Here is a 21,967-nt window from a genome sequence, read left to right as displayed (position 1 = left end):
TGGTCACGCAGCCACACTGACCAGCACTGACATGAATGTATAGATTCATATCCCGTTTATTGATCAATGGGTAAAATGAGAAAGCCGTATTAATTTAATTTTCATGCATTCTAATAATAAAAATTAGAAAATATGCAAAAAAATATTACTCGGAAGTTTAAAAAACTAAGCCCCTATTCCAGGAATAAGGGCTTAGTTCGGGCCCGAAGTGAGCCAGGATTGAGGAGATAAACTTAATTAATAGGCATATGAAGCAATCGCTGTAGCAATTGGCTTGTCATCATCATTGACCATGGTCATACGCATGGTACAACCCTTACGCCCCAAACGTAAGGTTTCTGCACGGGCAATAAAATATTTACCACGACCGGGCGCTAGATAATCCACGCGCATATCAACCGTCGCCAGACGTGATACCTTTTTAATCGTATCGGCAATAGTTTCCGGTTCGGCTTTCTTATACAGCTCACCCATCGCCACAATTCCGCCAATACTGTCGAGTATGGTCGCTGCAAGACCACCATGCAGAATCTGAAATGCCACATTGCCAATCATGAAATCCTGCATTTCAACATATGCTTCGATCTGACCATCGACCACTCGCATGGTCATGCCATTATGCTTAAAAAAAGGAGAGGTATTAAAAGCGTGTACCAACTGGTTTAAGACCACTTCAATATCCACTTTTGCACCTAAATGTATATTACCTGTCCAATTTCTTTCTGTCTTAGTCATAAGTCTGCCCGAAACTACAACAATAAAAAACCGCTAATTTATGCCCAAAAAATTCAGATAGGGCTACAATAGGGGCCTAGTTTAATACTGATTACTGAGATTTTTATGACCTATACGTTCAATCGTCCCGCGTTTCCTGCAACTCGCATGCGTCGTATTCGTAAAAATGAGCATTTACGTTCTATGGTACGTGAAACCCATCTCAGTGCTGATCACTTGATTTATCCAGTATTTGTGCTGCCGGGACAAAATCAGACCCAAGACATTCCAAGTATGCCAAATGTGCAGCGCCTGTCTGCTGACTTGTTGTTAAAAAAATCAGAACGTTTGCTGGAACTGGGTGTCAATAAGCTGGCGCTGTTCCCAGTCACACCACAAGAAGATAAAAGTCTGACTGCAGAAGCCGCTTGGCATGAAGATGGCTTGGTACAGAAGACCGTTCGCCTGCTGAAAAAAGAATTACCGGAAATGGTGCTGATCACTGATGGCGCGCTAGACCCTTATACCACGCATGGCCAGGATGGCATCATTGATGAAACCGGTTACGTGCTGAATGATGAAACGGTTGAAGCACTGATCAAGCAGACTTTAAGCCATGCCGAAGCCGGTGCTGATATTGTCGCGCCAAGTGACATGATGGATGGCCGCATCGGTGCAATTCGTCAGGCCTTTGAACAGAATGGCCATATCTATACCTCTATTATGGCTTATTCAGCCAAATATGCGTCTAGTTTCTACGGTCCATTCCGTGATGCGGTTGGTTCTGCCAGCAACCTGAAAGGCGGCAATAAATACAATTACCAAATGGATTTCGGTAACCGTGCTGAAGCATTGCATGAAATTGCACTGGATATCCAGGAAGGTGCAGATATGGTCATCGTTAAACCGGGTATGCCTTATCTGGATGTGGTTCGTGAAGTCAAAGATACCTTCGGTGTACCTACTTTTATTTATCAGGTTAGTGGTGAATATGCCATGCTGGCTGCTGCGATTCAGAATGGCTGGTTATCTGATAGCGTGATTCTTGAATCCCTGATGTGCTGCCGCCGTGCCGGTGCAGATGGTATCTGGACCTACTTTGCGGAAGAAGCGGCGCTCAAACTGAAAGACATGAAATAAAATAGAAGGACCTTGGCGCAATGCATATCGCCATTATCGGAGCGGGCATCACCGGTTTGATGTCAGCTCTGGAATTGCTTGAACAGGGATGTTCTATTACGATTTTCGATCAGCAAGCGGCTGGACAGGCGGCCTCTTGGGCCGGAGGTGGTATCCTCTCCCCGATGTATCCCTGGCGTTATCCCGATGCCGTCAATGCCCTCGCCCGCCATGCCAAACCGCTGTATCAAGCCTGGAACCAGAAACTGCAACCGGTGACTGGCATTGATTTCCAGATTCACGAAACCGGTATGCTGATTTTTGATGAAACGGATTTTGAAATTGGACTGCGCTATGCCGAGCAATATCAGGATCCACAGCAACATGCCGAATATCTGAATCAGCCTCAAATCCAGCAAATCAATTCCAAAGTAGATCCGAAATTTAAACAGGCGATCTATTTTCCAGAACTTTCCAATATCCGCAATCCGCGACTGTTACAGTCCATTATCGCTTACCTTAAACAGCATCCGCGTGTCACTTGGCAAGAGCATTGCAATATTAGTCAGCTAAATATCCAGCAAGATTATGTACACAGTGTTTCCACTAAAAATGGCCTGAGCTTTAAAGCAGATCAGTTCGTCATTGCCACCGGTGCATGGTCTGCACGCTGGTCTGAACAGCTCGGTCTGGACATTCCAGTTCATCCGGTTCAAGGCCAGATGTTGCTGTTTAAAACACCAGAAAACTGGCTACCAACCATGTGCATGAACAAGGTCATGTATCTGATTCCACGTCGTGATGGTCATGTACTGTGTGGTTCCAGCATGCGTCAGGTCGGTTTTGATACTTCGCCTTCTGCTGAAATCCGTCAGGATATTTTGGAAGCCTGCCTGGAAATGGTACCGGAGCTGGCTGATTTCCCAATTGTGAAACAGTGGGCTGGTCTACGACCAAGCTCCCCGGATGGCATTCCCTATATCGGCAAAATTCCGCATCTGAACAATCTCTGGACCAATTTTGGCCAGTTCCGTAATGGCTTATGTATGGGTGCTGCTTCTGGAAAATTGCTGTCTCAGTTAATCCTGGAACAACCGACCATCGTAGATCCACAGCCTTATAGTCCGGTACAGCGTTTACAGCCGCACTCTTTAACGGTTTAAAATTTCAATCAAGGCTTCTTTCAGGGTCGGATAGCTAAATTCAAATCCGGCTTCCTGCAAAGCTTTGGGCTGGACATATTGACCATTCAGAATCAGTTGTGACTGTTCACCTAGCATCATTTTCATACTGCAAGCTGGTAACGGTAATAAAGGTTTACGCTTCAGCACCTGTGCTGCGATCCGGACAAATTGCGCCTGACTGACTTTTTCAGGTGCCACCACATTAAATACCTGTTGCTGGGTCGGCTGCTGCATCAGAAATTCGATCGCCCGCATGACATCCTGTAGATGTACCCAGGTCACCGGCTGACGCCCATGACCAATCCGGCCAAATATATTCAGCTTAATTGGCAATAACATCTGCGGAAGAATCCCGCCTCCTTGACCAAACACCACAGCAAAGCGAACAATTTTGGTGTCCTGCCCGGTATAGGACAAGGCCAGTTTTTCCCATTTCTCACACAGTTCTGACATAAAAATGGATTGTGGTGGACTTTGTTCAGTACACACCGTCTCCCAGTGTTCTTGCGGATCGATTCCATAGTAGCCGACCGCTGAAGTCGAAATAATACGTTTGGGCTTAATCTGATTTTTCTCTAGATAGTCATATAACTGCCTGGTGGTATTTAGCCGACTGTCCAGCAATTTCTTTTTGCGGGCGGCTGTCCAGCGACCCTGACCGATACTTTCACCAGCCAGATTAATCACATAGTCAATCTGATGATTTTTCAATTCTTCCAGATTATTAATCCAGTGAAAATCAGGATGCTCTTCTCGCAATTTTTTCTGCCGGGTCAGGCCGATCACGGCATAATCACGAGCCAGTAAAAATTTCACCAGATGGCTGCCAATAAAACCGCTGGCGCCTGTCATGAGGACTACAGGTTTATACATGGTTATTCTGTGCCATTATTATTGTATTGCTCAAATTATACGTCACTTATGAATCAGAATATTCGGGAAAGTGATATGGGTCGATGAATGCAAAATTGTCTCATCATGCCATACAGAAAACTTCTAATTTTCTATATAGCCTGATTTAGCATCTTGAATTTAATCTCAACGATTTTGATATAAAGAGTCGAAATCTTAGCCAAACATTTTTGCTGCCATACGCTGTGCCTGTTTGCCATAAAACCAGTAGGTCAGCAGATAAAGCGGAATCGCGATGAGCAGGAACATGATCACGACAATACTCATAAATTGGGGCTGTTGCAGATATAGTAAAAAGTCCTGCCAGGCATTCGGATTGGAACGCGTCGCAATGGCAATCCCTAAAATTAAAAATGCCAGGTTATAGCCCCAATAAATCAGGCTAAATCCCAAGGTGAATTTTTTACGCTCTACCTGAGTGGGCGCCCGTTGTTCCTTTTTTAAAAATTTAAACAGTACCCAGATCATCGCTACCAGATAAGGCACAATGGTTAATACTGCACCCATGCCAGTCGGCATTAATGCCGCCACAACCCCGCAAATGCAGGTAACAATAAAGCATAGGAAGAAAAACCAGAGAAAATAGCGAGTTAGAGGCACCATTAGCAGGACTCAAGGACAATTAATCAACTAGTATAAAAAAAATTAATTTTTTTTTCATTTTATTGTCAACCTAAAGCGAGATGCTGACGTTATATAGGGTACAAGGTTCGGAAATTTGGACTGGCATCCACAAATTTTCGTTCTCTTTGCTAAAGCAATAAGTCCAGTGTTTTAGAAAATTTTGAATAGCAGCCAAAATTTTCACTATACACAAATCTTTGACCGACGATTTCATCATCACTCGAATCGTCGGTTTTTATTTTTTGGACGAACCGTTTTTAGCAATTCGCCTGCAAATTTTTATCAGCTTCTTATGCAGCATAAAATAATGATCGGCTGCATTTTTTCAAGTCTGTTTTTAGCAATTTTTATAAAAAATATTGGTTCTGCTACCCAGATGCTATGAAAAATGCCTGAAGTAAAATTTAAAATAAAAACACTGGATTCAATACTTTATATATAAACATCATATTTTATTGATTTCATAGATATTATTCTAATATTCAAAACTACGCTGAAAATAGTTTTAATGATGTGTAGCAATGAAATAGATCAAAATATTTTTTTCAAGTAGATTTTTAGCTGGGCTTTTTTCTATAGTAGGAAGGCAAAAATAAAGGTGAGTATACATGGCAGTTCATTTTCTACATACTTCTGATTGGCATTTGGGACAGTTTTTCCATAACCATGACCGTGAATTTGAACATGCACAATTCCTGAATTGGCTCCTTGAACAAATCAAGGAAAAACAGCCACATGCCCTACTGATTGCCGGTGATATTTTTGATGTCATCAATCCCGCTTCCAGTGCCCAAAGACAGCTTTATCAATTCCTTGCCGATGCTCATGAGCTGGCACCGCATATGCAAACCCTGATGATTGCCGGCAACCATGATTCAGGTTACCGGATTGAACAGGTTCAGCCTTTACTCACTAAATTCAATGCCAAAGCGGTGGGTATTGTCGGCCGGACTGCGGACAATGGTCTTGATCTGGATCGTTTGCTGGTTCCGATTTATGACCAGCAGCAAGAGATTATTGCCTGGTGCCTAACTCTACCTTATTTGCGCAGTGCCGAAATTACCGGTATTAATGAACATACCAATAATAGCCAGAATGCCATCAGCTATCTGCACCAACAGTTGATTGCCGAAGCCAAAGCACGTAAGCAGCCACATCAGGCACTGATTCTTATGTCACATGCACATATGCAAGGCGGTGAAACTTCCGATTCGGAACGTCCAATTATCGTCGGCAATGAAGAGGCTCTCTCAACGGCGCTATTTGATGAAGTCATTGACTATGTCGCTCTGGGACATCTGCATAAACCGCAGAAAGTCGGTCAGCCGCATATTCGCTATAGTGGCTCCCCGATTCCCCTATCCTTTAGTGAGATCAACTATTCGCATCAGGTTGTTGAAGTCAGAATCGATCCTGAACAAAATGCTGAACAGCGTTTTCAGTTTGAAGCGCTGAAAGTTCCTCGTACTGTCGAGCTATTTAGAATTCGAGAAAATCTGGAAAATCTGCTCAGCAAAGTAAAAGCACTGCCGACTGGGGAAATTGAGCATCTAGCAGCACGACATTTTCTGGAAATTGAATACACTACCGATGCACCGCCACCGGTAGATTTACGTCAGCAGATTGAACAGGCACTGCCACCAGATCGTTATCGTCTGCTACGCATCAGCCGGATTTATCAACGTCAGGCAGAAGATCAGGCTGATAGCTCTAAAATTGACTTGGCACCTCCAACACCTGAATCACTGTTTTTCAATATCTGGGAAAAAATGGGCTATAGCCAGGATCATTCGGTGCAGCAGGATTTTCAGCAGTTATTGGTCGAAGCCCAACATGAACTTGCACAAAAACAACAAGCTTAGGATCAGCCATGAAAATTATCCGTCTGAGCCTAAATAACCTCGCCTCTCTCGCTGGTACGCATCATATTGATTTTGAATCAAATCCTCTGGCACATGCCGGACTGATTGCGATTACCGGAAAAACCGGTGCTGGTAAATCTACTCTGCTCGATGCCATGTGTCTGGCGCTGTATAACGAAATTCCACGTTTAAAAGGTGCCACAGGTAGTCTGAAAGATGCAGGTGGACAGGATGTCTCGATCAAGGATTCCAAAAATATTCTGCGCCGTGGTTGCGTACAGGGTTTTGCCGAGCTTGAGTTTATTGCCCTAGACCAGAAACGCTATACGGCACGCTGGGAAATTCGTCGTGCCCGGCAGAAAGTGGATGGTAATTTAAAGGTCGATCGTGCCATTACCTGTCTGGATGATCAACGGGTGCTGAACCAGAAAATTTCTGAATGCACGCCGCTGATTGAAAAACTGGTCGGCTTGAGTTTCGAGCAGTTTACCCGTGCGGTTCTATTAGCACAGTCTGAGGTTGGTGCCTTTTTAAAAGCCAAAGATAATGAACGTGCCGATTTACTCGAATATCTGACCAATTCTCAGATTTTCAGTCTGGTCAGCCAGAAAGCATTTGAAAAACACAGTGAAGTGAAGCAGAAACGTGCTGACCTGGAAAAATTAATCGGTCATCTGGAACTGTTATCTGAAGAAGATATTGCTGCTCTGCAGCAGCAACACACGACTTTAAAACAGGTGGTTGAACATCTAAACCAGAGCGAAAAGGTACTGGAGAATGACCTGAAATGGCATCGCCAGCAGCATTATCTCTATACTGAAATTCAGGCCAAAAAAGAAATCTATACGGTTCAGCTGGATGCTGAACAGAAAATGACACCGCAAAAACAGTTATTAGATCAACTGGACCAGTTTCAGCAGATTCGGGAACAGTTTGTCCAGCAACATCAGTTTCAAAAGCAGCGTAGCCATTTACTGACTGAGCAACAAAACTTTGTTGCCGAATTCATGTCAGTTCAGCAGCAGCGTGATAGCGAACAGCACAAGTTGCAGCATATTCAGCAACAGCAACAACAGCAGCAACAAGAGTTCCAGAAGATCAAGCCTTATCTGGATCAGGGACTCAAGCTGGATCATGAAATGCTGTCGATTGGCGATCAGTACAGACAGCTTGCAGCTGAACAGCAGACCTATAGAACCCAGAAGATTCAGCCTGTTCAGAATCAACTGGTGCAGACTGAGCAACGGTTACAACAGGTTCAGGCTCAGTACCAGCAGATTCAAAAGCAACTAGAACAACAGAGCTTTTTAGCGGTTTTTGATGACGAACCGCAGGCGACTCTGCAACGCCTGCGGGACTATCAGGAACTTCACCAGAAATTCATGCGGCAGCACCCGGCACTTTTCCAATCTAGCCGGACTGAACTGGAACAGCAGCAACAGGCTTTATCTGCCAGCTTGCAGGAACTCACTCAGCGCTATACTCATCTGGACCAGCTTGAACAGCAAATCCAACAGTTCCAGACCCAACAACAGCAACTCAGTACCCAGCATTCGAAGCTTGAAGCTTTAATGCGCACTGTACAGCAAATGGCTGGCTTAGAAACTGAAAGCCTGCAATTGAACCGCGAGTTAGAAAGCTATCATGATCGTTTAAAGCAACTAGAAACTGAGCTGGTTCAATTACAGCAACAACGTCAGGAAGCAGAACAGGCTTTCGAACAATTGCAACAAGTACTGGCTCAGCAACGTTTATTACAGGCACAAAGTGTTCAGGAATTACGTGCACAGCTGAAACCAAATGAGCCTTGTATGGTCTGTGGCAGTCATGAGCATCCTTTTGTACAGCATCAGGAACTACTAGAAAATGCTTTGCAACAGCTACATGACCAGCAGCTTGAGGAAGCTCAGAAAAAACTACAGCAACTGACTCAGACATGGCAGCAAGCACAAATCCAGCAATCTCAACTACAAACCCTAATTGAGCAATATCAGCAACGCAGCAGTCAGCTCAATACGACACTACAACAGCAGAAGGTTCAATTAAATCAGGATCTTCAGCAATTTGATTTGCTGTTTGATTTAAGCCAGAGTACAGATCATTTGCAGCAACAGCTTGGTCAGCATGTGCTTCAACTTCAACAAGAACAACAGCAGCTAGTCCAGACCCTGCAAAATCAGCAAAGTGACTGGAAACAATGGCGTCAGCAACAGCAACAGCTGGATCAACTACGTTTTAGCATGCAGCAGCATTTACAGCTAGAACAAATGATTCATCCGGTTCTTAATCTACTGCCTGAGTCCTTGCAGAAATCCTGGATTACTGATGCCTCATCAAGCTGTCAGCAGTTATCCCAACAACTGCAACAACGTCAGAAACAGTCTCAGGAATTCAAAACCCTAGAGACTCACATCCAAAACTTAAACCAGCAGATTGAAAAAACACGTGATCAGCTCAGCCTGCATCAACAATATGATGCTCAGTTACAGCAAAAGATGGATACGGCGCTGAATATGGGTAAAGCGCTACGTGAACAGCTCAACCATCTGACCCTTACCCATGCCGGACAGATTTATCCTAAGGCACAGGAATGGCGTGACCGTTTGGAGCAACAACAACAGGCGTTGGATGAACAATTACGGGCACAGAGTCTGATGACCCAGCAGCATGATCAGCATTTGCAACAAGCTGAACTGAAAAAACAGAGTTTCATCACTCAGATTCAGCAACTAGAACAGCAGATTAGGCAATGCCAGCAATCTATTCAGAACTGGCAAAATATACATCCTGCGTTTGATGCCGAGTATATCCAGCATTGCCTGAATATTGACTTGCAACAGCATCAGCAAATTCGCCAGCAATTACAGGCACAACATCAGGTGGTTGAAAATGCCAAAACGGCTTGGGACATTCTGGAAGAACAATATCAACATCATTTGAAATCCAAGCCTGAACTTAGCTTTGAAGAAGTTGAACTACGCTTAAGTAGTCTGGCACAGGAAAAAGCTGAACAGGAAAATGCCTGTAATGAGGTAGCCACTAAATTAAGAATACATGCCAATAATCAGTCGACCTTACAACGCTACCAGCATCAGATTGAACAGGTCAAAGCTGAAGAATATCGTTGGGGCCGGATCTATGACCTGATCGGCCATAAGGAAGGCACCAAATTCCAGAAAATCGCGCAGGAACATCACCTGGATATTCTGGTCGAATATGCCAATCAGCAATTACAGCCCCTGGCTCCGCGTTATCAGCTGCACCGGATTCCAGACAGTTTAAGTCTGGCGATTATCGATCTGGATATGAACAGCGAAGTGCGTCCTGTCCTGTCACTCTCTGGCGGTGAAACCTTCCTGGTCTCTCTGGCTCTGGCCTTGGCGATTGCCAATATGGCTTCCGGCTCAATGAAACTAGAATCGCTATTTATTGATGAAGGTTTTGGTACTTTAGACCCGGCTTCCTTACATATGGTCATGAATGCACTGGATCATTTGCAGAGTCAGGGCCGTAAAGTGGTGCTAATTTCACATGTGCAGGAAATGCATGAACGGATTCCGGTTCAGATTCAGGTTAAACCGGTCGGTGCCGGTGCCAGTACCATTCAGATTATAGGTTAAAGCATGAACTCTATCCCGAACAAGCTCTCGCCCTATTTCAGCTTACAACTTGAGAGCTTACGGGGTATCAGTGCCATTGTGGTGCTATTCAGTCATAGTTTTCAGGCTTTTATCGCGCCTTTTGATCTGAGCCTATATTCCTGGGTACGTCTATTAGGCCAGGCTGCTGTGATGATCTTTTTTGTGCTCAGTGGCTATTTAATCGGGACTTCGATCCAGAACAACATCCAACAACATGAAAATTTTAATCTGCGGCAGTATATACGGCAGCGTTATCGGCGCATTTTACCGCCCTTTCTGTTTGCATCCGCTTTCAGTCTGATTCTATATGCGCTAGCACCTACATTTTTTGCTTCACATAGCCATGAGTTCCAGAACAGTTTTGGCATGATGATTCGGACTGCATATAACATTGACACTCAGGATTTTTTAGGTTCTTTATTCTTTCTAAACGGCTTTATTACACCGACGGTATCTGCCAATGCGCCGCTCTGGAGCCTGAGCTTTGAAGTCTGGTTTTATGTACTGGCCGGATTTCTGCCTTTTTTAAAAGATTCTGGAATCGCTAAAATCGGCTTTTTTATCTTGCTTCTAGGGCTTTCTCTACTGAACTATCAGTTTCTGTTTTATTTTCTGCTCTGGCTAGTTGCCTTTGCCAATTCATTCCGGCAGATCCAGCTGCGTTTTTTAAGTCGACTACAACCCATTAAATTGGGCCTATTTGGTCTGGCATTTATGATTGCCTGTGCGGATGCTTACCAGTTTCATGTCATTGAACAGGCTGACTTATATCGTGTAAATTATTTTGTGCCATTTAACCTGTGTATGGGGCTCGCCTTTGTCTGCTGGATTGTGCAGCTGCAACATCAACAAAGCCAATATCAACCAGTTTGGCCTCAGTCTGCAAATTTCTCCTATACACTTTATGTCACCCATTTTCCTTTACTGCTTTTTATTCTAGGCTGCTTTCCTGCAACGCTTGATCATGGTCTTGAGTGTGCCGTTTTATCTTTATTTATGAGCATGTGCAGCTTAATTTTCTTTGCCTGGTTCATGGCCAAATGGCTGGAACCCCAAAGAAAAAAAGCGTTATCAACTACTCTGCAATAACGCTTTCCCAAAACTCAATTGTCAGTATAAATCAGTCCGTTTTTTTAGGACGTGCGCCAAACAAGGCAGTTCCCACACGTACCATGGTAGAACCTGCTGCAATCGCCTCGGTCATGTCGGCAGACATCCCCATACTTAAAGTATCCCAGTCTTCAGGTTTTGCATGATGGCTTTTGACCTGCTCGAACAAGGCTTTGGCATCTGCGAAAGCCTGAGTATTTTCTGGCGCAGGAATGACCATCAGACCACGTAAGCGCAAATTCGGTAATTGACTGATCTGTGCTACTAGATCGGCCACTTCCTCAGGCTGACAACCGTCCTTGCTATCCTGCCCATCAATATTGACTTGCAGACAGATATTAAGTGCAGCTTGAGAATCACTACGCTGATTAGATAAACGTTCAGCAATAATCAGACGATCCACCCCATGCACCCAGGCAAAGTTTTCTGCCAGATGTTTGGTCTTGTTGCGCTGCACATGACCGATAAAATGCCACTCAATATCCAGGTCTTTGAGTGCCGTGATTTTTTCCAGCGCTTCCTGTAAATAGTTTTCACCAAAAGCACGCTGACCAGCCTGATACATTTCTGCCAGCACAGGGCTAGGCTGGGTTTTGGAGACGGCCAGAAGTTGCACCGAATCCGGCTCACGCCCCGCCAGAGCGCAGGCGGACTGGATCTGAGCTAAAACCTGATTTCGTGACTGTTGCAGCATATTCATTGATGGGGTTCTCATTTCGTGCGGATTTTTTTCCCTTGCTCATCAACTAAGTGTTGGTTAAGCTGTGGGAAAGCCTTATTATTCTAGCAAAATAAATAACATTTTAATGAACTCGGGGACCTTATGGATATTACAGAACTGTTAGCCTTTTCTGCTAAAAATGGTGCGTCGGATTTACACTTATCAGCAGGTTTACCACCCATGATTCGTGTGGACGGGGAAGTACGTCGCATCAACCTGCCTGCACTAGAACACAAAGAAGTACACAAACTGGTGTACGACATCATGAACGACAAGCAACGCCGTGATTATGAAGAAAATCTGGAAACTGACTTCTCTTTTGAAGTTCCAGGCGTAGCCCGTTTCCGTGTGAACGCATTTAACCAGAACCGCGGTGCAGGCGCAGTATTCCGTACCATTCCATCTAAAGTACTGACTATTGAAGATCTAGGCATGGGTCAGATCTTTAAAGATATCTGTGAATATCCACGTGGTATTGTACTGGTGACAGGACCAACCGGTTCGGGTAAATCAACGACGCTGGCGGCAATGCTGGACTATATCAATGACAACCGCTATGACCATATTCTGACCGTCGAAGATCCAATCGAATTTGTACACCAATCGAAAAAATGTCTGATCAACCAGCGTGAAGTGCATCGCGATACGCATGGATTTAATGAAGCATTACGTTCCGCATTACGTGAAGACCCGGATATTATTCTGGTCGGTGAGATGCGTGACCTTGAAACCATCCGTCTGGCACTCACTGCTGCGGAAACCGGTCATTTGGTCTTCGGTACCCTGCATACCACCTCAGCGGCAAAAACCATTGACCGTGTGATTGACGTATTCCCTGCTGAAGAAAAAGACATGGTGCGTGCCATGTTGTCTGAATCGCTGCAAGCCGTTATTTCACAAACCCTGTTGAAGAAAAATGGGGGCGGTCGTGTGGCTGCACACGAAATCATGATCGGTATTCCAGCCATCCGTAACCTGATCCGTGAAAACAAAGTGGCACAGATGTACTCTGCGATTCAAACAGGTGCCAACTATGGCATGACCACACTGGATCAAAGCCTGAAAACGCTGGTATCGAAAGGCATTATCAGTCCGCAAGTCGCCCGTACTGCAGCAAAACAGCCTGAATCATTCTTATAAAAATAATTAATTTTTTGGGGTTTTATCATGGACTTTAACGGCTTACTCAACTACATGGTAGAGAAAAAGGCCTCGGATCTGTTCATTACAGCCGATGTTGAACCCTCTATCAAAATTAATGGTCAGATTGTACCGATTGGCTCGGTAAAATTACCGGGTGCAGCTGTGGGACAGCTACTTAACTCAATCATGACCGAGAAGCAGCGCAAGGAATTTGCGGACACACGCGAGTGTAACTTCGCCATCAGCAACCCGGACAAATCGGCACGTTTCCGTGTCAGCGCATTCCAGCAACGCGATCAGCCAGGTATGGTACTGCGTCGTATTGAAACCGTCATTCCGACTATGGATGAGCTGAAATTACCGCCTATTCTAAAAGAATTGGCAATGACCAAACGCGGTATCATTATTTTTGTGGGTGCAACCGGTACCGGTAAATCAACTTCCCTCGCCTCTTTGATTGGCTACCGTAATGAAAATTCCAAAGGTCATATCATTACCATTGAAGACCCGATCGAATTTGTGCACCAGCATAAGGGTTGTATCATTACCCAACGCGAAGTCGGCATTGATACTGACTCCTTTGAAGTCGCATTGAAAAATACCCTGCGTCAAGCACCAGACGTGATTCTGATCGGTGAAATCCGTTCTCGTGAAACCATGGACTATGCAATTGCCTTTGCGGAAACCGGTCACCTGGTTTTTGCGACCCTGCACGCCAACAACGCCAACCAGGCCATCGACCGTATCATTCACTTCTTCGAAGCCGACCGTCACAGCCAGCTGTTTATGGATCTGTCCCTGAACATGAAAGCCATTGTGGCACAGCAGCTAATTCCAACTATCGATGGTAATGGCCGCCGTGCAGCGATTGAAATCCTGATCAATTCGCCATTGATTGCGGATCTGATCCGTAAGGGCGATGTGCATGAAATCAAGGATTTGATGAAACGTTCACGTGAACTGGGCATGCAAACCTTCGACCAGGCATTATATGACCTGTATAAGGCCAAGCAGATTAGCTATAAAGATGCACTAAAACACGCCGACTCACCAAACGACCTGCGTCTGCAAATCAAACTGTCAGAAGAAGGTGGCGAGCATTTATTACGTGCGCATTCCAATATTACTTTTGATGGTCAAACCTGATCATTTTCAAAGCATAAAAAAACAGGCTTTTAATAAAGCCTGTTTTTATTTCAGCCTAAAGCTGAATTATTTCTTACGGTAAGCTTCCTGACATTCAGGCGCGTCACAATAACCGTAAAGATTAAGTGAATGTCCAGTCAATGCAAAACCAAATTTCTTCGCAACTTCGTGCTGTTCATGTTCAATCACATCATTTGTAAATTCAACGACTTTGTTGCAATTTTGACAAACCAAGTGATCATGGTGATCTTCCTGCATAATTTCAAAAACTGAGTGATTATTTTCAAAATTATGACGCTCGATAATCCCTGCTGCCTCAAATTGTGTTAACACACGATACACAGTTGCAAGACCCACATCTTCCCCTTGTTCGAGTAAAGTCTTATAAATGTCTTCAGCGCTAAGGTGATGCCGTCTAGAGTTTTCTAATAGTTCTAATATTTTAATTCGTGGAAGGGTAACTTTCAGTCCAGCTTTTCGTAAATCTTGGTTTGAAATAGGCATGTAAAAAGGTCTCTCAACAAAATCAAAGTTGGAATAGGCAACAAAGTTTAGATGCAGTATGATCTATCCTTGGATCAAATGCATCATAATTAATTTGGGATAGTGTAGCAAAATGCAAAAAATCATGCTGACGTTATTCGTCACTTCATTGCTTGTCGGCTGTTCGACATTAGGTGTGTACAAAGTTGATATTCCTCAAGGAACACCTTTAACTCAAGCACAAGCCTCTAAAATTCAGGTAGGAATGAGCCACCAACAGGTGCGTTTCCTGCTCGGTAGTCCAACAGTATCTGATCCGCTCAATCCGCTACGCTGGGACTACATCTACAACTATACCCCAGGAACCTATGCTAAAAAAGCCAAGATCCCAGCAGCCCAAGGCCAGCATCTAAAAATTTACTTTAATCAGTCTGGTATCGTAGAGCGTATTGAAGGTCTGGAAACCATTCCAGAATCTCAACCAGGTCTACCAGGTTCCAAAGAAGCGATCTTAAATGCCCCACCACTATAATCGCTTTTGCATAAAAAAACCCCTGTATGATCAGGGGTTTTTTTAATTAAATAGATTGATTTATCAAATAATCAGACCATCTGTTCAATAAAGCCACATTCCACTAATCGGAACGTTTATTTTGCTTGAAACGGTTACCTTTGGCATAACGTCCTACCGGATTCTTCTCAGCGCGTTTACGGCGGATATCCTTGGGATTAATGGTTAAAGCACGATAAATCTCTACCCGGTCCCCTGCTGCCAATGGCTGGGTATGATCCTGTAGCTTAGCGCCAAAAATCCCCAGATTCAGAGGTTCAGGCAATTCCACCTGTGCACGGATTCCGCTTTGCTCAATTGCATCCAATGCAGTCATGCCGGGCTGGAAAGGTACAGCAATATGAAACTGTTGTTCCGGGGTAGCATAGGCCACCCAGATCATTGCCTCAGTCATCAGAAAAATTGTCCTAATACCGCAACAATCGCCAGAATAATTGATACTGGCAAGACAATACGAACCGCAATACGCCAGATGTTATATACCGCTTCTGAGCTGAAGTTCATCGATTTACGCAAATGGCTGATCTTCATGATCCAGCCAGCAAACAAGGCATAAATCAGACTGATCACCAGTCCCCAAAGAATCAGCAGATTATTGAAAATTGGAGCAACATTTGGAATTAACCAGACCAAGGTGGCAGCGATCACAATCGCCCACTGAATGATAATATTCATTTGACGTTGCTGTAATTGCTCACGTGCCATTTGCATAAGCAAAGCAGCGGCTGCGACAATGGCTGCGATTAAAGCAAATGCAGGGATTTCAGCTTTTACTGCAAAGAAACCAAAGGCGATGATCGCTAATAGCTGCGCCACCCAAATCGGTAAGGCTGTTTTAGTCGCAACATCCTGCTGTTTTACGACAGCCAGACTTGATTGCCAATACAGCCCCATACCTAGACCACTCGCCACCAAAGCCAATACAGTGGCATTGCCCCACTCTACGAATTGGACGGGTGTTACCTGCCAAGCCGGTAATTCAGTTCCCATCACATTCGCCATGATCAAAGATGCAAGTACGCCGATCGTGGTAATCCCAACCAGAATTAAACGTGGCACCAGCGATAAGACAAATGCAGCAATTACCAGCACCGCAAAAATCACTGGCTGCTGAACATCGAGATTGGCCACTGCAATCACATTAGAAGCATGATTGAGCATCGCACCCGCAAGGAATGGGATAAATACAACCGCCAGCCAGCCGACGATCCGCCAGCGCTGAGAACTATCAGCTTCACGGGTAAGGCTCGACAATGCCTGTAATGCAGTGGTTTTTGAGCGTTTCGCCAGAGCAATTTCCAGATAACAGACTGGAAGGGCCAGTATTAGCATGGTCGCTAACCACAACATCCAGAAATCAAGCTGACGGTCAATCTGAATACCTGTTATCGGTGCGAGTGTCGCAATAATAAGAAAGGATAAACAGAAAGCCATCAGAGGCGATAACCATTTTGACATAGCATTGTCCTGCATGATGTATTCCTATAAAAATCTAGCGCTATTTTGCCTTGTGAGGCGATGAAAATCAAAAACAAAAAAGCAAACCACCATGCCCGTGATTTGCTGCGCAAATTTATTATTAAGCTTTATTTTTTATTTTTCCGATTTGTCTTTATTTTAAGAACAATCGAGTTATGAGAAGAAACGGGCAAACCAGTTTTTACCCTTTTTCTTTTCTTTATCTTTAATGATTCCCATCATATTTTCTTTTACCGCACCGACATAATCCGCGTCATCGTGCTGAATATGATTGATCAGCCATTTAGATAATACTTCATGTAATTCCGCTTCAATAGATTGGCCCAATTCAAAACGGTCACGATAAGATTCAATCTTTTTAATAAACAGGTCATGCACACGTTTATGTGGCACACGATATTTATAACCCGCTTCTTCCTGAAGTGATTCTTCAAAGGTAAAATGAGACTGGGTATAATCAATAATATTTTCTAGAATCTGTTTAATACGAGCACGATCGGTATTGGCATCAATTCCATCAATCTCATTGATATAATCGAGAATTCGTTTGTGCTGATCGTCAATCACATCGATACCAGTATTATAATCTGGAACCCATTTCATTTTCATTACGACCACCTATTGATATTAATGATTTATCGCTTGAAAAAGATCATATATCTAATTGATTTAAATAAAAATGAAGTAAATCGGTTGGTTTTCAGTTTATTTTCTACTTAATTAATGTAAATCATTGTTTATCCAATCAATTATATTTTAAACCCGACCACAAGAATAAAGTATTTTTTGATCGATTTTATATTTCATGGTTTATTTATTTTAATGATTTCACTATAAAATAAATATCAAATTCAAAAAAACAGGAGCGATGTCCTGTTTTTTAATATCGAATTTTAACCAGATTTAATATAAATCTGCTTTAGTCACTCTTTTAAGCGAAGGATCCAAACGTTCTCTTTCCAGACGGGCGACATGTGTCAATTGGGAACGATATTTGGCTCCATCTCTGAACAAAATCATTTCACCTTCTTGAAATGCAGTCCATTCTTCATTCTGTGTCAGCGGCTCTGTGGTAATCACAGCGACTCGATCTTCAGGCGTGGTGACTTGGCTAAAATCAACTTCAACTTCGATATCAATCAGTTGGGCTGGCTTAAATGGATATTTACGAACCAGCCAATGCAGTTTAGTCGTTGCATAGGTAAATAATGCCTGACCATTGGATAAACAGAAATTAAAAGTGCCATGCTCTGCAATGGATGGAGAAATCTCGGCCAACAAATCAAAAACCTGATCCAGCTTCGGTTCATCATAACCAAAATGTTTCACCAGCTGATCCAGCAAATAACAGAAAGCACGCTCACTGTCAGTATTGCCAACTGGCGTAAAACGTCCAGAAAGCTCAGGTAAAAAATCTTTTAAATCACCATTATGAGCAAAGATCCATTGTCGTCCCCATAATTCACGGCTAAACGGATGCGAATTTTCCAGATTAATTTTGCCTTGTGTCGCTTTACGGATATGTGCAATTACATTACGGGATTTGATCGGATAATTACGCACCAATTCTGCAATCGGTGATTCAACAGCTGACTGATTATCAACAAATAACCGGCAAGCCTTATCTTCAAAGAAAGCAATCCCAAAACCATCAGAATGATCTGAGGTAATCCCCGCCCGCTGAGAAAAACCTCGAAATGAAAAGGTAATATCTGTTGGTGTCGCACAATTCATTCCAAGTAGCTGGCACATAATCTTCATTCAGGTCACAGAGTGTTCTTAAGGTTATTGTGCATCACAGGCTGAACCTTTTCAAATCTCGATCATTGCAATGCTATGCGCTAAAAATGCTAATAAACTATTTTTTTATATTTAATTTAGCAAAAGGAGTTTAAGCTTCAAAACTTAGCTTAAAAATAAATACTTTAGATTTAACTTTCATATTTCTAGTGATCAAAATCTTAAAATAAAAGAAATAAAAAAGAGCCTCAAGTGAGACTCTTTGATATTCAATTTATCTTTATGGACGATGTGGATTAGAACGATTGGTAATTAAAGTTCCTACACCATGATCAGTAAAGATTTCTAACAGGCTCGCATGTGGTACACGACCATCCACGATATGTGCACTGATCACGCCGCCTTTTACTGCATCAAGCGCACAGCCGACTTTAGGAATCATGCCACCATAGATCACACCCGTTTCGATCAGACGATCAACTTCCTGCGTCGTTAAACCGGTCAGCAGATTTTTATTTTCGTCCAGCACCCCCGTAATATTGGTCAGAAGAATCAGCTTTTCTGCCCCTAATGCTTCTGCCACTTTACCCGCAACCAGATCCGCATTGATATTATAGGTGTTGCCTTCTTCATCGACACCGAGTGGCGCAATCACCGGAATGAAGTCACTGTTGGTAAACATTTCCAGTACGTCAGTTTTCACCCCAACGACTTCACCCACCATACCCAGGTCTACTTTTTGGATTGAACCGTCTTCAGCCGTCTTTTCCATTAATAGCTTTTTGGCACGCAGCAAGTTGCCATCTTTACCGGTTAGACCAATTGCACGGCCACCATGTTTGTTGATCAGGTTCACAATTGATTTGTTTACGCTACCGCCCAGAACCATCTCGACCACTTCCATGGTTGCCGGATCTGTCACGCGCATACCATCAATACGGTCAGATTCACGACCTAGCTGTTTCAGCATAGAATCGACTTGTGGACCACCGCCGTGTACCACAATCGGATTTAAACCGACTGTTTTTAATAAAACGATGTCACGTGCAAAAGAGCTTTCTAGCTCAGGATCCGTCATCGCGTTGCCACCGTATTTTACCACCAGGGTTTTACCCGCAAAGCGTTGGATATACGGCAAAGCTTCAGTCAAAATTTGTGCTTTGTCGATGCCTGTATGCTGATTTGGCATTCGCCTCTCCTTATTGAGCATCTAAAATGTCTTGAGCGATCTGTGGATAACGGTCACGCAACATGGATACAAACAGATGTCGAATTTCATTCAGGCCTTGTGCATCATTGGCATCAAAGCGCACCGTGAAATATTCACCCGTATTGGATGCTCGAATGATGCCAAAACCATCATCAAAATCAAGACGTATCCCGTCAATTTTACTGATTTGTGCATTTAATTGCGTAGATTGCTGCTCAACAAAGTTTAAAAGCTCAACAGGCTGCACCTGATGAGTGGAAATATATAAGTCTTCAGTTCCGTGACGTTTTGGATAAGCACGCAAGGCTTCACTTAAAGTCATACCTTTCTGGTCCAGATATTCCATGACCCGGAGCGCCGCATAAAGACCGTCATCATAACCCCAGCCACGTGCGTCATTAAAAACATAATGCCCGGCATATTCACCACCAAAAATGGCCTGATGCTGGGATTGCGCCAGATATTTACGCAGGAATGAGCTACCAGTACGAATCATCACCGGTTTTCCGCCCAGGCGTTGAACTGTATCGCGAATCAGGGTTGAACATTTAACGTCATAAACAAACTGACATGCTTTTGTGCCAGTCATACAAATTTCTGCGAATAAACAGAGAAGCTGATCAGCACTAATAATGACACCCTGTTCATCCACCAGTACCAACCGGTCCCCATCACCATCTAGGGCAATACCCAGATCTGCCTGCTGTTGCATGACAACCTGACGCAAGGTTTGTAAATGCGCTTCCTGAGAAGGATCAGGCGCATGATCCGGAAAATGCCCATTGGCTTCACAACGTAAGGCGGTAACTTCACAACCTAGTTTTTGCAGCACCAAGTTGGCACAACGTCCTGCTGAACCGTTCAGACCGTCCAGCACTACTTTAAATGGGCGCTTCAACTGAATATCTTCAAGCATTTCCTGCTGATATTGCAGACAAAATTCGGGAATAATTTGGTGAGGCAAATCATTCAGACACGATAAAGAACTATTTACATGAAGTTTTGCTTTTTGTGCGACCTGCTGAATCATCTCGGGACAAGGCGGCTCCCCTGCAATAATCCATTTAATTCCATTATCTTCTTTAGAATTATGGCTGGCCGTGACCATCACACCATTACCATCAAACTGACGCGCTGTGTAATACAACATCGGACTGGAACAACAGCCGATAATGACGGCTTCAATAGCATAGTCTTGAAAAATACGGCGAATGGTTTCAGCAAAAGCCGGACTGCTGATTCGGGCATCATAGCCAATCGCAACCCGAGTCTGTCCCGCAGCTTGATATTGCTGAGCCAGACCATGCGCAATAGCATCAATCACACCTGTACTGAGTAAACTGACTTTACCCCGGATATCGTAGGCACGAAAAATGTGAGCCGGAAAGGGTTGATTCATGGATCCCATAAACTGTTCTTTTCACTATTGAATATAAGGAGATAAAATAATGATTAAGCAATCATCATGACTTTAAACATTTGTTTTTGTTTTAAGACTCTGTATTTTTATATGAATTGAATGTGACAATCAATTATAAAAGTATAATTATTAATCTTTTATGTATTTAATTTGTATAACTAGTAAAATAAATAAACCCAACTAAAAATGACTTCTTGCATTATTTATCATCTATTTTCTTAAATTCTGAATGATTTTATTTTTCTATTTAAATGATACTAAAAATTTATTTAAATATTTTTCATTGAAATAAAATTCAAGAATAAAGTTTATTAAATAGCTCTGTCATTTTTTTATTGTTTTTATGATTAAAACTCTAAAAAAAGATGACTTAACCCAGAACATCCAAGTTAAGTCATCCTTTAATTTTAGTTTTTACCAGTATGACCGAAACCGCCCGCGCCACGCTCGGTTGCTTCAAACTCATTCACCAGATCAAATTCGGCCTGTACCACAGGGACTAATACATATTGGGCTAAACGCTCACCAGGTTCCAGGCTAAATGCCGTCTGACTGCGGTTCCATACAGAAACCATCAGCTCGCCTTGGTAATCTGAATCGATCAGACCCACCAGGTTACCTAAAACGATCCCGTGTTTATGACCTAAACCAGAACGTGGCAAGATCAAACCAGCAAATGCTGGATCTTCAATATAAATTGCCAAACCAGTTTTTACTAAAACTGTTTGACCCGGTTCAATCACAGTCGTTTCGTTGACACATGCACGAAGATCGAGTCCTGCTGAGCCAGTCGTTGCATAAGTCGGCAATGGCCATTCCTGACCTAGACGTGAATCAAGGACTTTCACCTGAACTTTCATGTATTTATTCCTGTTGTTTAATATCAAA

Annotated in this window: 20 protein-coding genes; 8 read left to right on the top strand and 12 right to left on the bottom strand. The window is 43.3% G+C overall.

Annotation, left to right across the window (positions count from 1 at the left end; all coding sequences use genetic code 11):
* Positions 1 to 237: 237 nt before the first annotated feature.
* Positions 238 to 735 (bottom strand): thioesterase family protein, encoded by a 498-nt coding sequence (locus FTV13_RS06460; RefSeq protein ID WP_034703122.1) that lies wholly within the window; start codon positions 733 to 735, stop codon positions 238 to 240.
* A 105-nt stretch (positions 736 to 840) separates the two neighbouring features.
* Here FTV13_RS06460 and hemB point away from each other — a divergent pair, with 105 nt between their 5' ends.
* Both hemB and thiO read left to right on the top strand, forming a co-directional pair.
* Positions 841 to 1,854: a porphobilinogen synthase gene (gene hemB, locus FTV13_RS06455; protein ID WP_175966866.1), complete on the top strand. Its 1,014-nt coding sequence runs from the start codon at positions 841 to 843 to the stop codon at positions 1,852 to 1,854.
* A gap of 20 nt (positions 1,855 to 1,874) precedes the next feature.
* Positions 1,875 to 2,996 (top strand): glycine oxidase ThiO, encoded by a 1,122-nt coding sequence (gene thiO / locus FTV13_RS06450; RefSeq protein WP_180011393.1) that lies wholly within the window; start codon positions 1,875 to 1,877, stop codon positions 2,994 to 2,996.
* On the opposite strand, the gene FTV13_RS06445 is transcribed toward thiO, so the two are convergent.
* The gene (locus FTV13_RS06445) at positions 2,985 to 3,890 is read right to left on the bottom strand and encodes a TIGR01777 family oxidoreductase (protein ID WP_179992938.1); all 906 of its coding nucleotides are present in this window, start codon (positions 3,888 to 3,890) and stop codon (positions 2,985 to 2,987) included. The two genes, thiO and FTV13_RS06445, sit on opposite strands and share 12 nt — an antisense overlap.
* A gap of 195 nt (positions 3,891 to 4,085) precedes the next feature.
* Positions 4,086 to 4,532, bottom strand: coding sequence for an ABZJ_00895 family protein (locus FTV13_RS06440; protein WP_180011391.1), 447 nt, complete (start codon positions 4,530 to 4,532; stop codon positions 4,086 to 4,088).
* Between the two features lie 629 nt (positions 4,533 to 5,161).
* Here FTV13_RS06440 and FTV13_RS06435 point away from each other — a divergent pair.
* Genes FTV13_RS06435 through FTV13_RS06425 form a run of 3 tightly spaced genes read left to right on the top strand, consistent with a single transcriptional unit; the run spans position 5,162 to position 11,145 of the window.
* Positions 5,162 to 6,415, top strand: a complete 1,254-nt coding sequence (locus FTV13_RS06435) for an exonuclease SbcCD subunit D C-terminal domain-containing protein (RefSeq protein WP_180011389.1) — start codon at positions 5,162 to 5,164, stop codon at positions 6,413 to 6,415.
* Positions 6,416 to 6,423: 8 nt separating this feature from the next.
* Positions 6,424 to 10,035: an AAA family ATPase gene (locus FTV13_RS06430; RefSeq protein ID WP_180011387.1), complete on the top strand. Its 3,612-nt coding sequence runs from the start codon at positions 6,424 to 6,426 to the stop codon at positions 10,033 to 10,035.
* Between the two features lie 3 nt (positions 10,036 to 10,038).
* On the top strand, positions 10,039 to 11,145 hold the full coding sequence (locus tag FTV13_RS06425) for an acyltransferase (RefSeq protein ID WP_180011385.1): 1,107 nt from the start codon (positions 10,039 to 10,041) through the stop codon (positions 11,143 to 11,145).
* A 31-nt stretch (positions 11,146 to 11,176) separates the two neighbouring features.
* Here FTV13_RS06425 and FTV13_RS06420 read toward each other — a convergent pair whose 3' ends face one another.
* Positions 11,177 to 11,866 carry a YggS family pyridoxal phosphate-dependent enzyme gene (locus tag FTV13_RS06420; protein WP_180011383.1) on the bottom strand — a complete coding sequence of 230 codons (690 nt, stop codon included), beginning with the start codon at positions 11,864 to 11,866 and terminating at the stop codon, positions 11,177 to 11,179.
* Positions 11,867 to 11,989: 123 nt separating this feature from the next.
* On the opposite strand from FTV13_RS06420, the gene FTV13_RS06415 reads away from it, so the two are divergent.
* Both FTV13_RS06415 and FTV13_RS06410 read left to right on the top strand, forming a co-directional pair.
* Positions 11,990 to 13,027 carry a type IV pilus twitching motility protein PilT gene (locus FTV13_RS06415; RefSeq protein WP_004783232.1) on the top strand — a complete coding sequence of 346 codons (1,038 nt, stop codon included), beginning with the start codon at positions 11,990 to 11,992 and terminating at the stop codon, positions 13,025 to 13,027.
* 27 nt (positions 13,028 to 13,054) lie between these two features.
* Positions 13,055 to 14,176 carry a PilT/PilU family type 4a pilus ATPase gene (locus tag FTV13_RS06410; RefSeq protein ID WP_004783234.1) on the top strand — a complete coding sequence of 374 codons (1,122 nt, stop codon included), beginning with the start codon at positions 13,055 to 13,057 and terminating at the stop codon, positions 14,174 to 14,176.
* Positions 14,177 to 14,242: 66 nt separating this feature from the next.
* On the opposite strand, the gene fur is transcribed toward FTV13_RS06410, so the two are convergent.
* The gene (gene fur / locus FTV13_RS06405; protein WP_004783237.1) at positions 14,243 to 14,680 is read right to left on the bottom strand and encodes a ferric iron uptake transcriptional regulator; all 438 of its coding nucleotides are present in this window, start codon (positions 14,678 to 14,680) and stop codon (positions 14,243 to 14,245) included.
* A 112-nt stretch (positions 14,681 to 14,792) separates the two neighbouring features.
* Between fur and FTV13_RS06400 the strand changes: the two genes are divergently transcribed.
* Entirely contained in the window at positions 14,793 to 15,191 is a 399-nt protein-coding gene (locus FTV13_RS06400; RefSeq protein ID WP_004783238.1) for an outer membrane protein assembly factor BamE, read from the top strand.
* Between the two features lie 103 nt (positions 15,192 to 15,294).
* Here the strand turns inward: FTV13_RS06400 and FTV13_RS06395 are convergent, their stop codons facing one another.
* The 7 genes from FTV13_RS06395 to dut form a co-directional block, all read right to left on the bottom strand.
* The gene (locus tag FTV13_RS06395; RefSeq protein ID WP_005221123.1) at positions 15,295 to 15,624 is read right to left on the bottom strand and encodes an RnfH family protein; all 330 of its coding nucleotides are present in this window, start codon (positions 15,622 to 15,624) and stop codon (positions 15,295 to 15,297) included.
* Complete coding sequence (locus FTV13_RS06390) at positions 15,624 to 16,703, bottom strand: hypothetical protein (RefSeq protein ID WP_180011381.1); 1,080 nt, start codon at positions 16,701 to 16,703, stop codon at positions 15,624 to 15,626. The genes FTV13_RS06395 and FTV13_RS06390 overlap by 1 nt, the downstream gene beginning before the upstream one ends.
* Before the next feature lie 159 nt (positions 16,704 to 16,862).
* Positions 16,863 to 17,318: a bacteriohemerythrin gene (locus tag FTV13_RS06385; protein WP_004783243.1), complete on the bottom strand. Its 456-nt coding sequence runs from the start codon at positions 17,316 to 17,318 to the stop codon at positions 16,863 to 16,865.
* A 294-nt stretch (positions 17,319 to 17,612) separates the two neighbouring features.
* The gene (locus FTV13_RS06380; RefSeq protein ID WP_179992931.1) at positions 17,613 to 18,461 is read right to left on the bottom strand and encodes a class II glutamine amidotransferase; all 849 of its coding nucleotides are present in this window, start codon (positions 18,459 to 18,461) and stop codon (positions 17,613 to 17,615) included.
* A 268-nt stretch (positions 18,462 to 18,729) separates the two neighbouring features.
* Positions 18,730 to 19,638 carry an acetylglutamate kinase gene (gene argB, locus FTV13_RS06375; RefSeq protein WP_159123314.1) on the bottom strand — a complete coding sequence of 303 codons (909 nt, stop codon included), beginning with the start codon at positions 19,636 to 19,638 and terminating at the stop codon, positions 18,730 to 18,732.
* Between the two features lie 10 nt (positions 19,639 to 19,648).
* The gene (locus FTV13_RS06370; protein WP_166137954.1) at positions 19,649 to 21,067 is read right to left on the bottom strand and encodes a phosphomannomutase/phosphoglucomutase; all 1,419 of its coding nucleotides are present in this window, start codon (positions 21,065 to 21,067) and stop codon (positions 19,649 to 19,651) included.
* A 419-nt stretch (positions 21,068 to 21,486) separates the two neighbouring features.
* Positions 21,487 to 21,939, bottom strand: coding sequence for a dUTP diphosphatase (dut, locus tag FTV13_RS06365; protein WP_004783254.1), 453 nt, complete (start codon positions 21,937 to 21,939; stop codon positions 21,487 to 21,489).
* Positions 21,940 to 21,967: the final 28 nt, after the last annotated feature.

Origin of the sequence: Acinetobacter sp. YH12235 (assembly GCF_013417705.1) — a bacterium.
Lineage (GTDB): Bacteria > Pseudomonadota > Gammaproteobacteria > Pseudomonadales > Moraxellaceae > Acinetobacter.
This window is presented reverse-complemented; position numbering and strand designations above follow the sequence as displayed.

What these genes read in the sequence shown, in the direction of transcription:
- FTV13_RS06435 (WP_180011389.1), top strand. Translation starts at nt 5,162, where the DNA reads ATGGCAGTTCATTTTCTACATACTTCTGATTGGCATTTGGGACAGTTT.
- FTV13_RS06395 (WP_005221123.1), bottom strand. Translation starts at nt 15,624, where the DNA reads ATGACTGAGGCAATGATCTGGGTGGCCTATGCTACCCCGGAACAACAG.
- FTV13_RS06400 (WP_004783238.1), top strand. Translation starts at nt 14,793, where the DNA reads ATGCAAAAAATCATGCTGACGTTATTCGTCACTTCATTGCTTGTCGGC.
- hemB (WP_175966866.1), top strand. Translation starts at nt 841, where the DNA reads ATGACCTATACGTTCAATCGTCCCGCGTTTCCTGCAACTCGCATGCGT.
- FTV13_RS06410 (WP_004783234.1), top strand. Translation starts at nt 13,055, where the DNA reads ATGGACTTTAACGGCTTACTCAACTACATGGTAGAGAAAAAGGCCTCG.
- FTV13_RS06370 (WP_166137954.1), bottom strand. Translation starts at nt 21,067, where the DNA reads ATGGGATCCATGAATCAACCCTTTCCGGCTCACATTTTTCGTGCCTAC.
- FTV13_RS06440 (WP_180011391.1), bottom strand. Translation starts at nt 4,532, where the DNA reads ATGGTGCCTCTAACTCGCTATTTTCTCTGGTTTTTCTTCCTATGCTTT.
- fur (WP_004783237.1), bottom strand. Translation starts at nt 14,680, where the DNA reads ATGCCTATTTCAAACCAAGATTTACGAAAAGCTGGACTGAAAGTTACC.
- thiO (WP_180011393.1), top strand. Translation starts at nt 1,875, where the DNA reads ATGCATATCGCCATTATCGGAGCGGGCATCACCGGTTTGATGTCAGCT.
- FTV13_RS06430 (WP_180011387.1), top strand. Translation starts at nt 6,424, where the DNA reads ATGAAAATTATCCGTCTGAGCCTAAATAACCTCGCCTCTCTCGCTGGT.
- FTV13_RS06460 (WP_034703122.1), bottom strand. Translation starts at nt 735, where the DNA reads ATGACTAAGACAGAAAGAAATTGGACAGGTAATATACATTTAGGTGCA.
- FTV13_RS06380 (WP_179992931.1), bottom strand. Translation starts at nt 18,461, where the DNA reads ATGTGCCAGCTACTTGGAATGAATTGTGCGACACCAACAGATATTACC.
- argB (WP_159123314.1), bottom strand. Translation starts at nt 19,638, where the DNA reads ATGCCAAATCAGCATACAGGCATCGACAAAGCACAAATTTTGACTGAA.
- FTV13_RS06415 (WP_004783232.1), top strand. Translation starts at nt 11,990, where the DNA reads ATGGATATTACAGAACTGTTAGCCTTTTCTGCTAAAAATGGTGCGTCG.
- FTV13_RS06425 (WP_180011385.1), top strand. Translation starts at nt 10,039, where the DNA reads ATGAACTCTATCCCGAACAAGCTCTCGCCCTATTTCAGCTTACAACTT.
- dut (WP_004783254.1), bottom strand. Translation starts at nt 21,939, where the DNA reads ATGAAAGTTCAGGTGAAAGTCCTTGATTCACGTCTAGGTCAGGAATGG.
- FTV13_RS06385 (WP_004783243.1), bottom strand. Translation starts at nt 17,318, where the DNA reads ATGAAAATGAAATGGGTTCCAGATTATAATACTGGTATCGATGTGATT.
- FTV13_RS06445 (WP_179992938.1), bottom strand. Translation starts at nt 3,890, where the DNA reads ATGTATAAACCTGTAGTCCTCATGACAGGCGCCAGCGGTTTTATTGGC.
- FTV13_RS06390 (WP_180011381.1), bottom strand. Translation starts at nt 16,703, where the DNA reads ATGCAGGACAATGCTATGTCAAAATGGTTATCGCCTCTGATGGCTTTC.
- FTV13_RS06420 (WP_180011383.1), bottom strand. Translation starts at nt 11,866, where the DNA reads ATGAATATGCTGCAACAGTCACGAAATCAGGTTTTAGCTCAGATCCAG.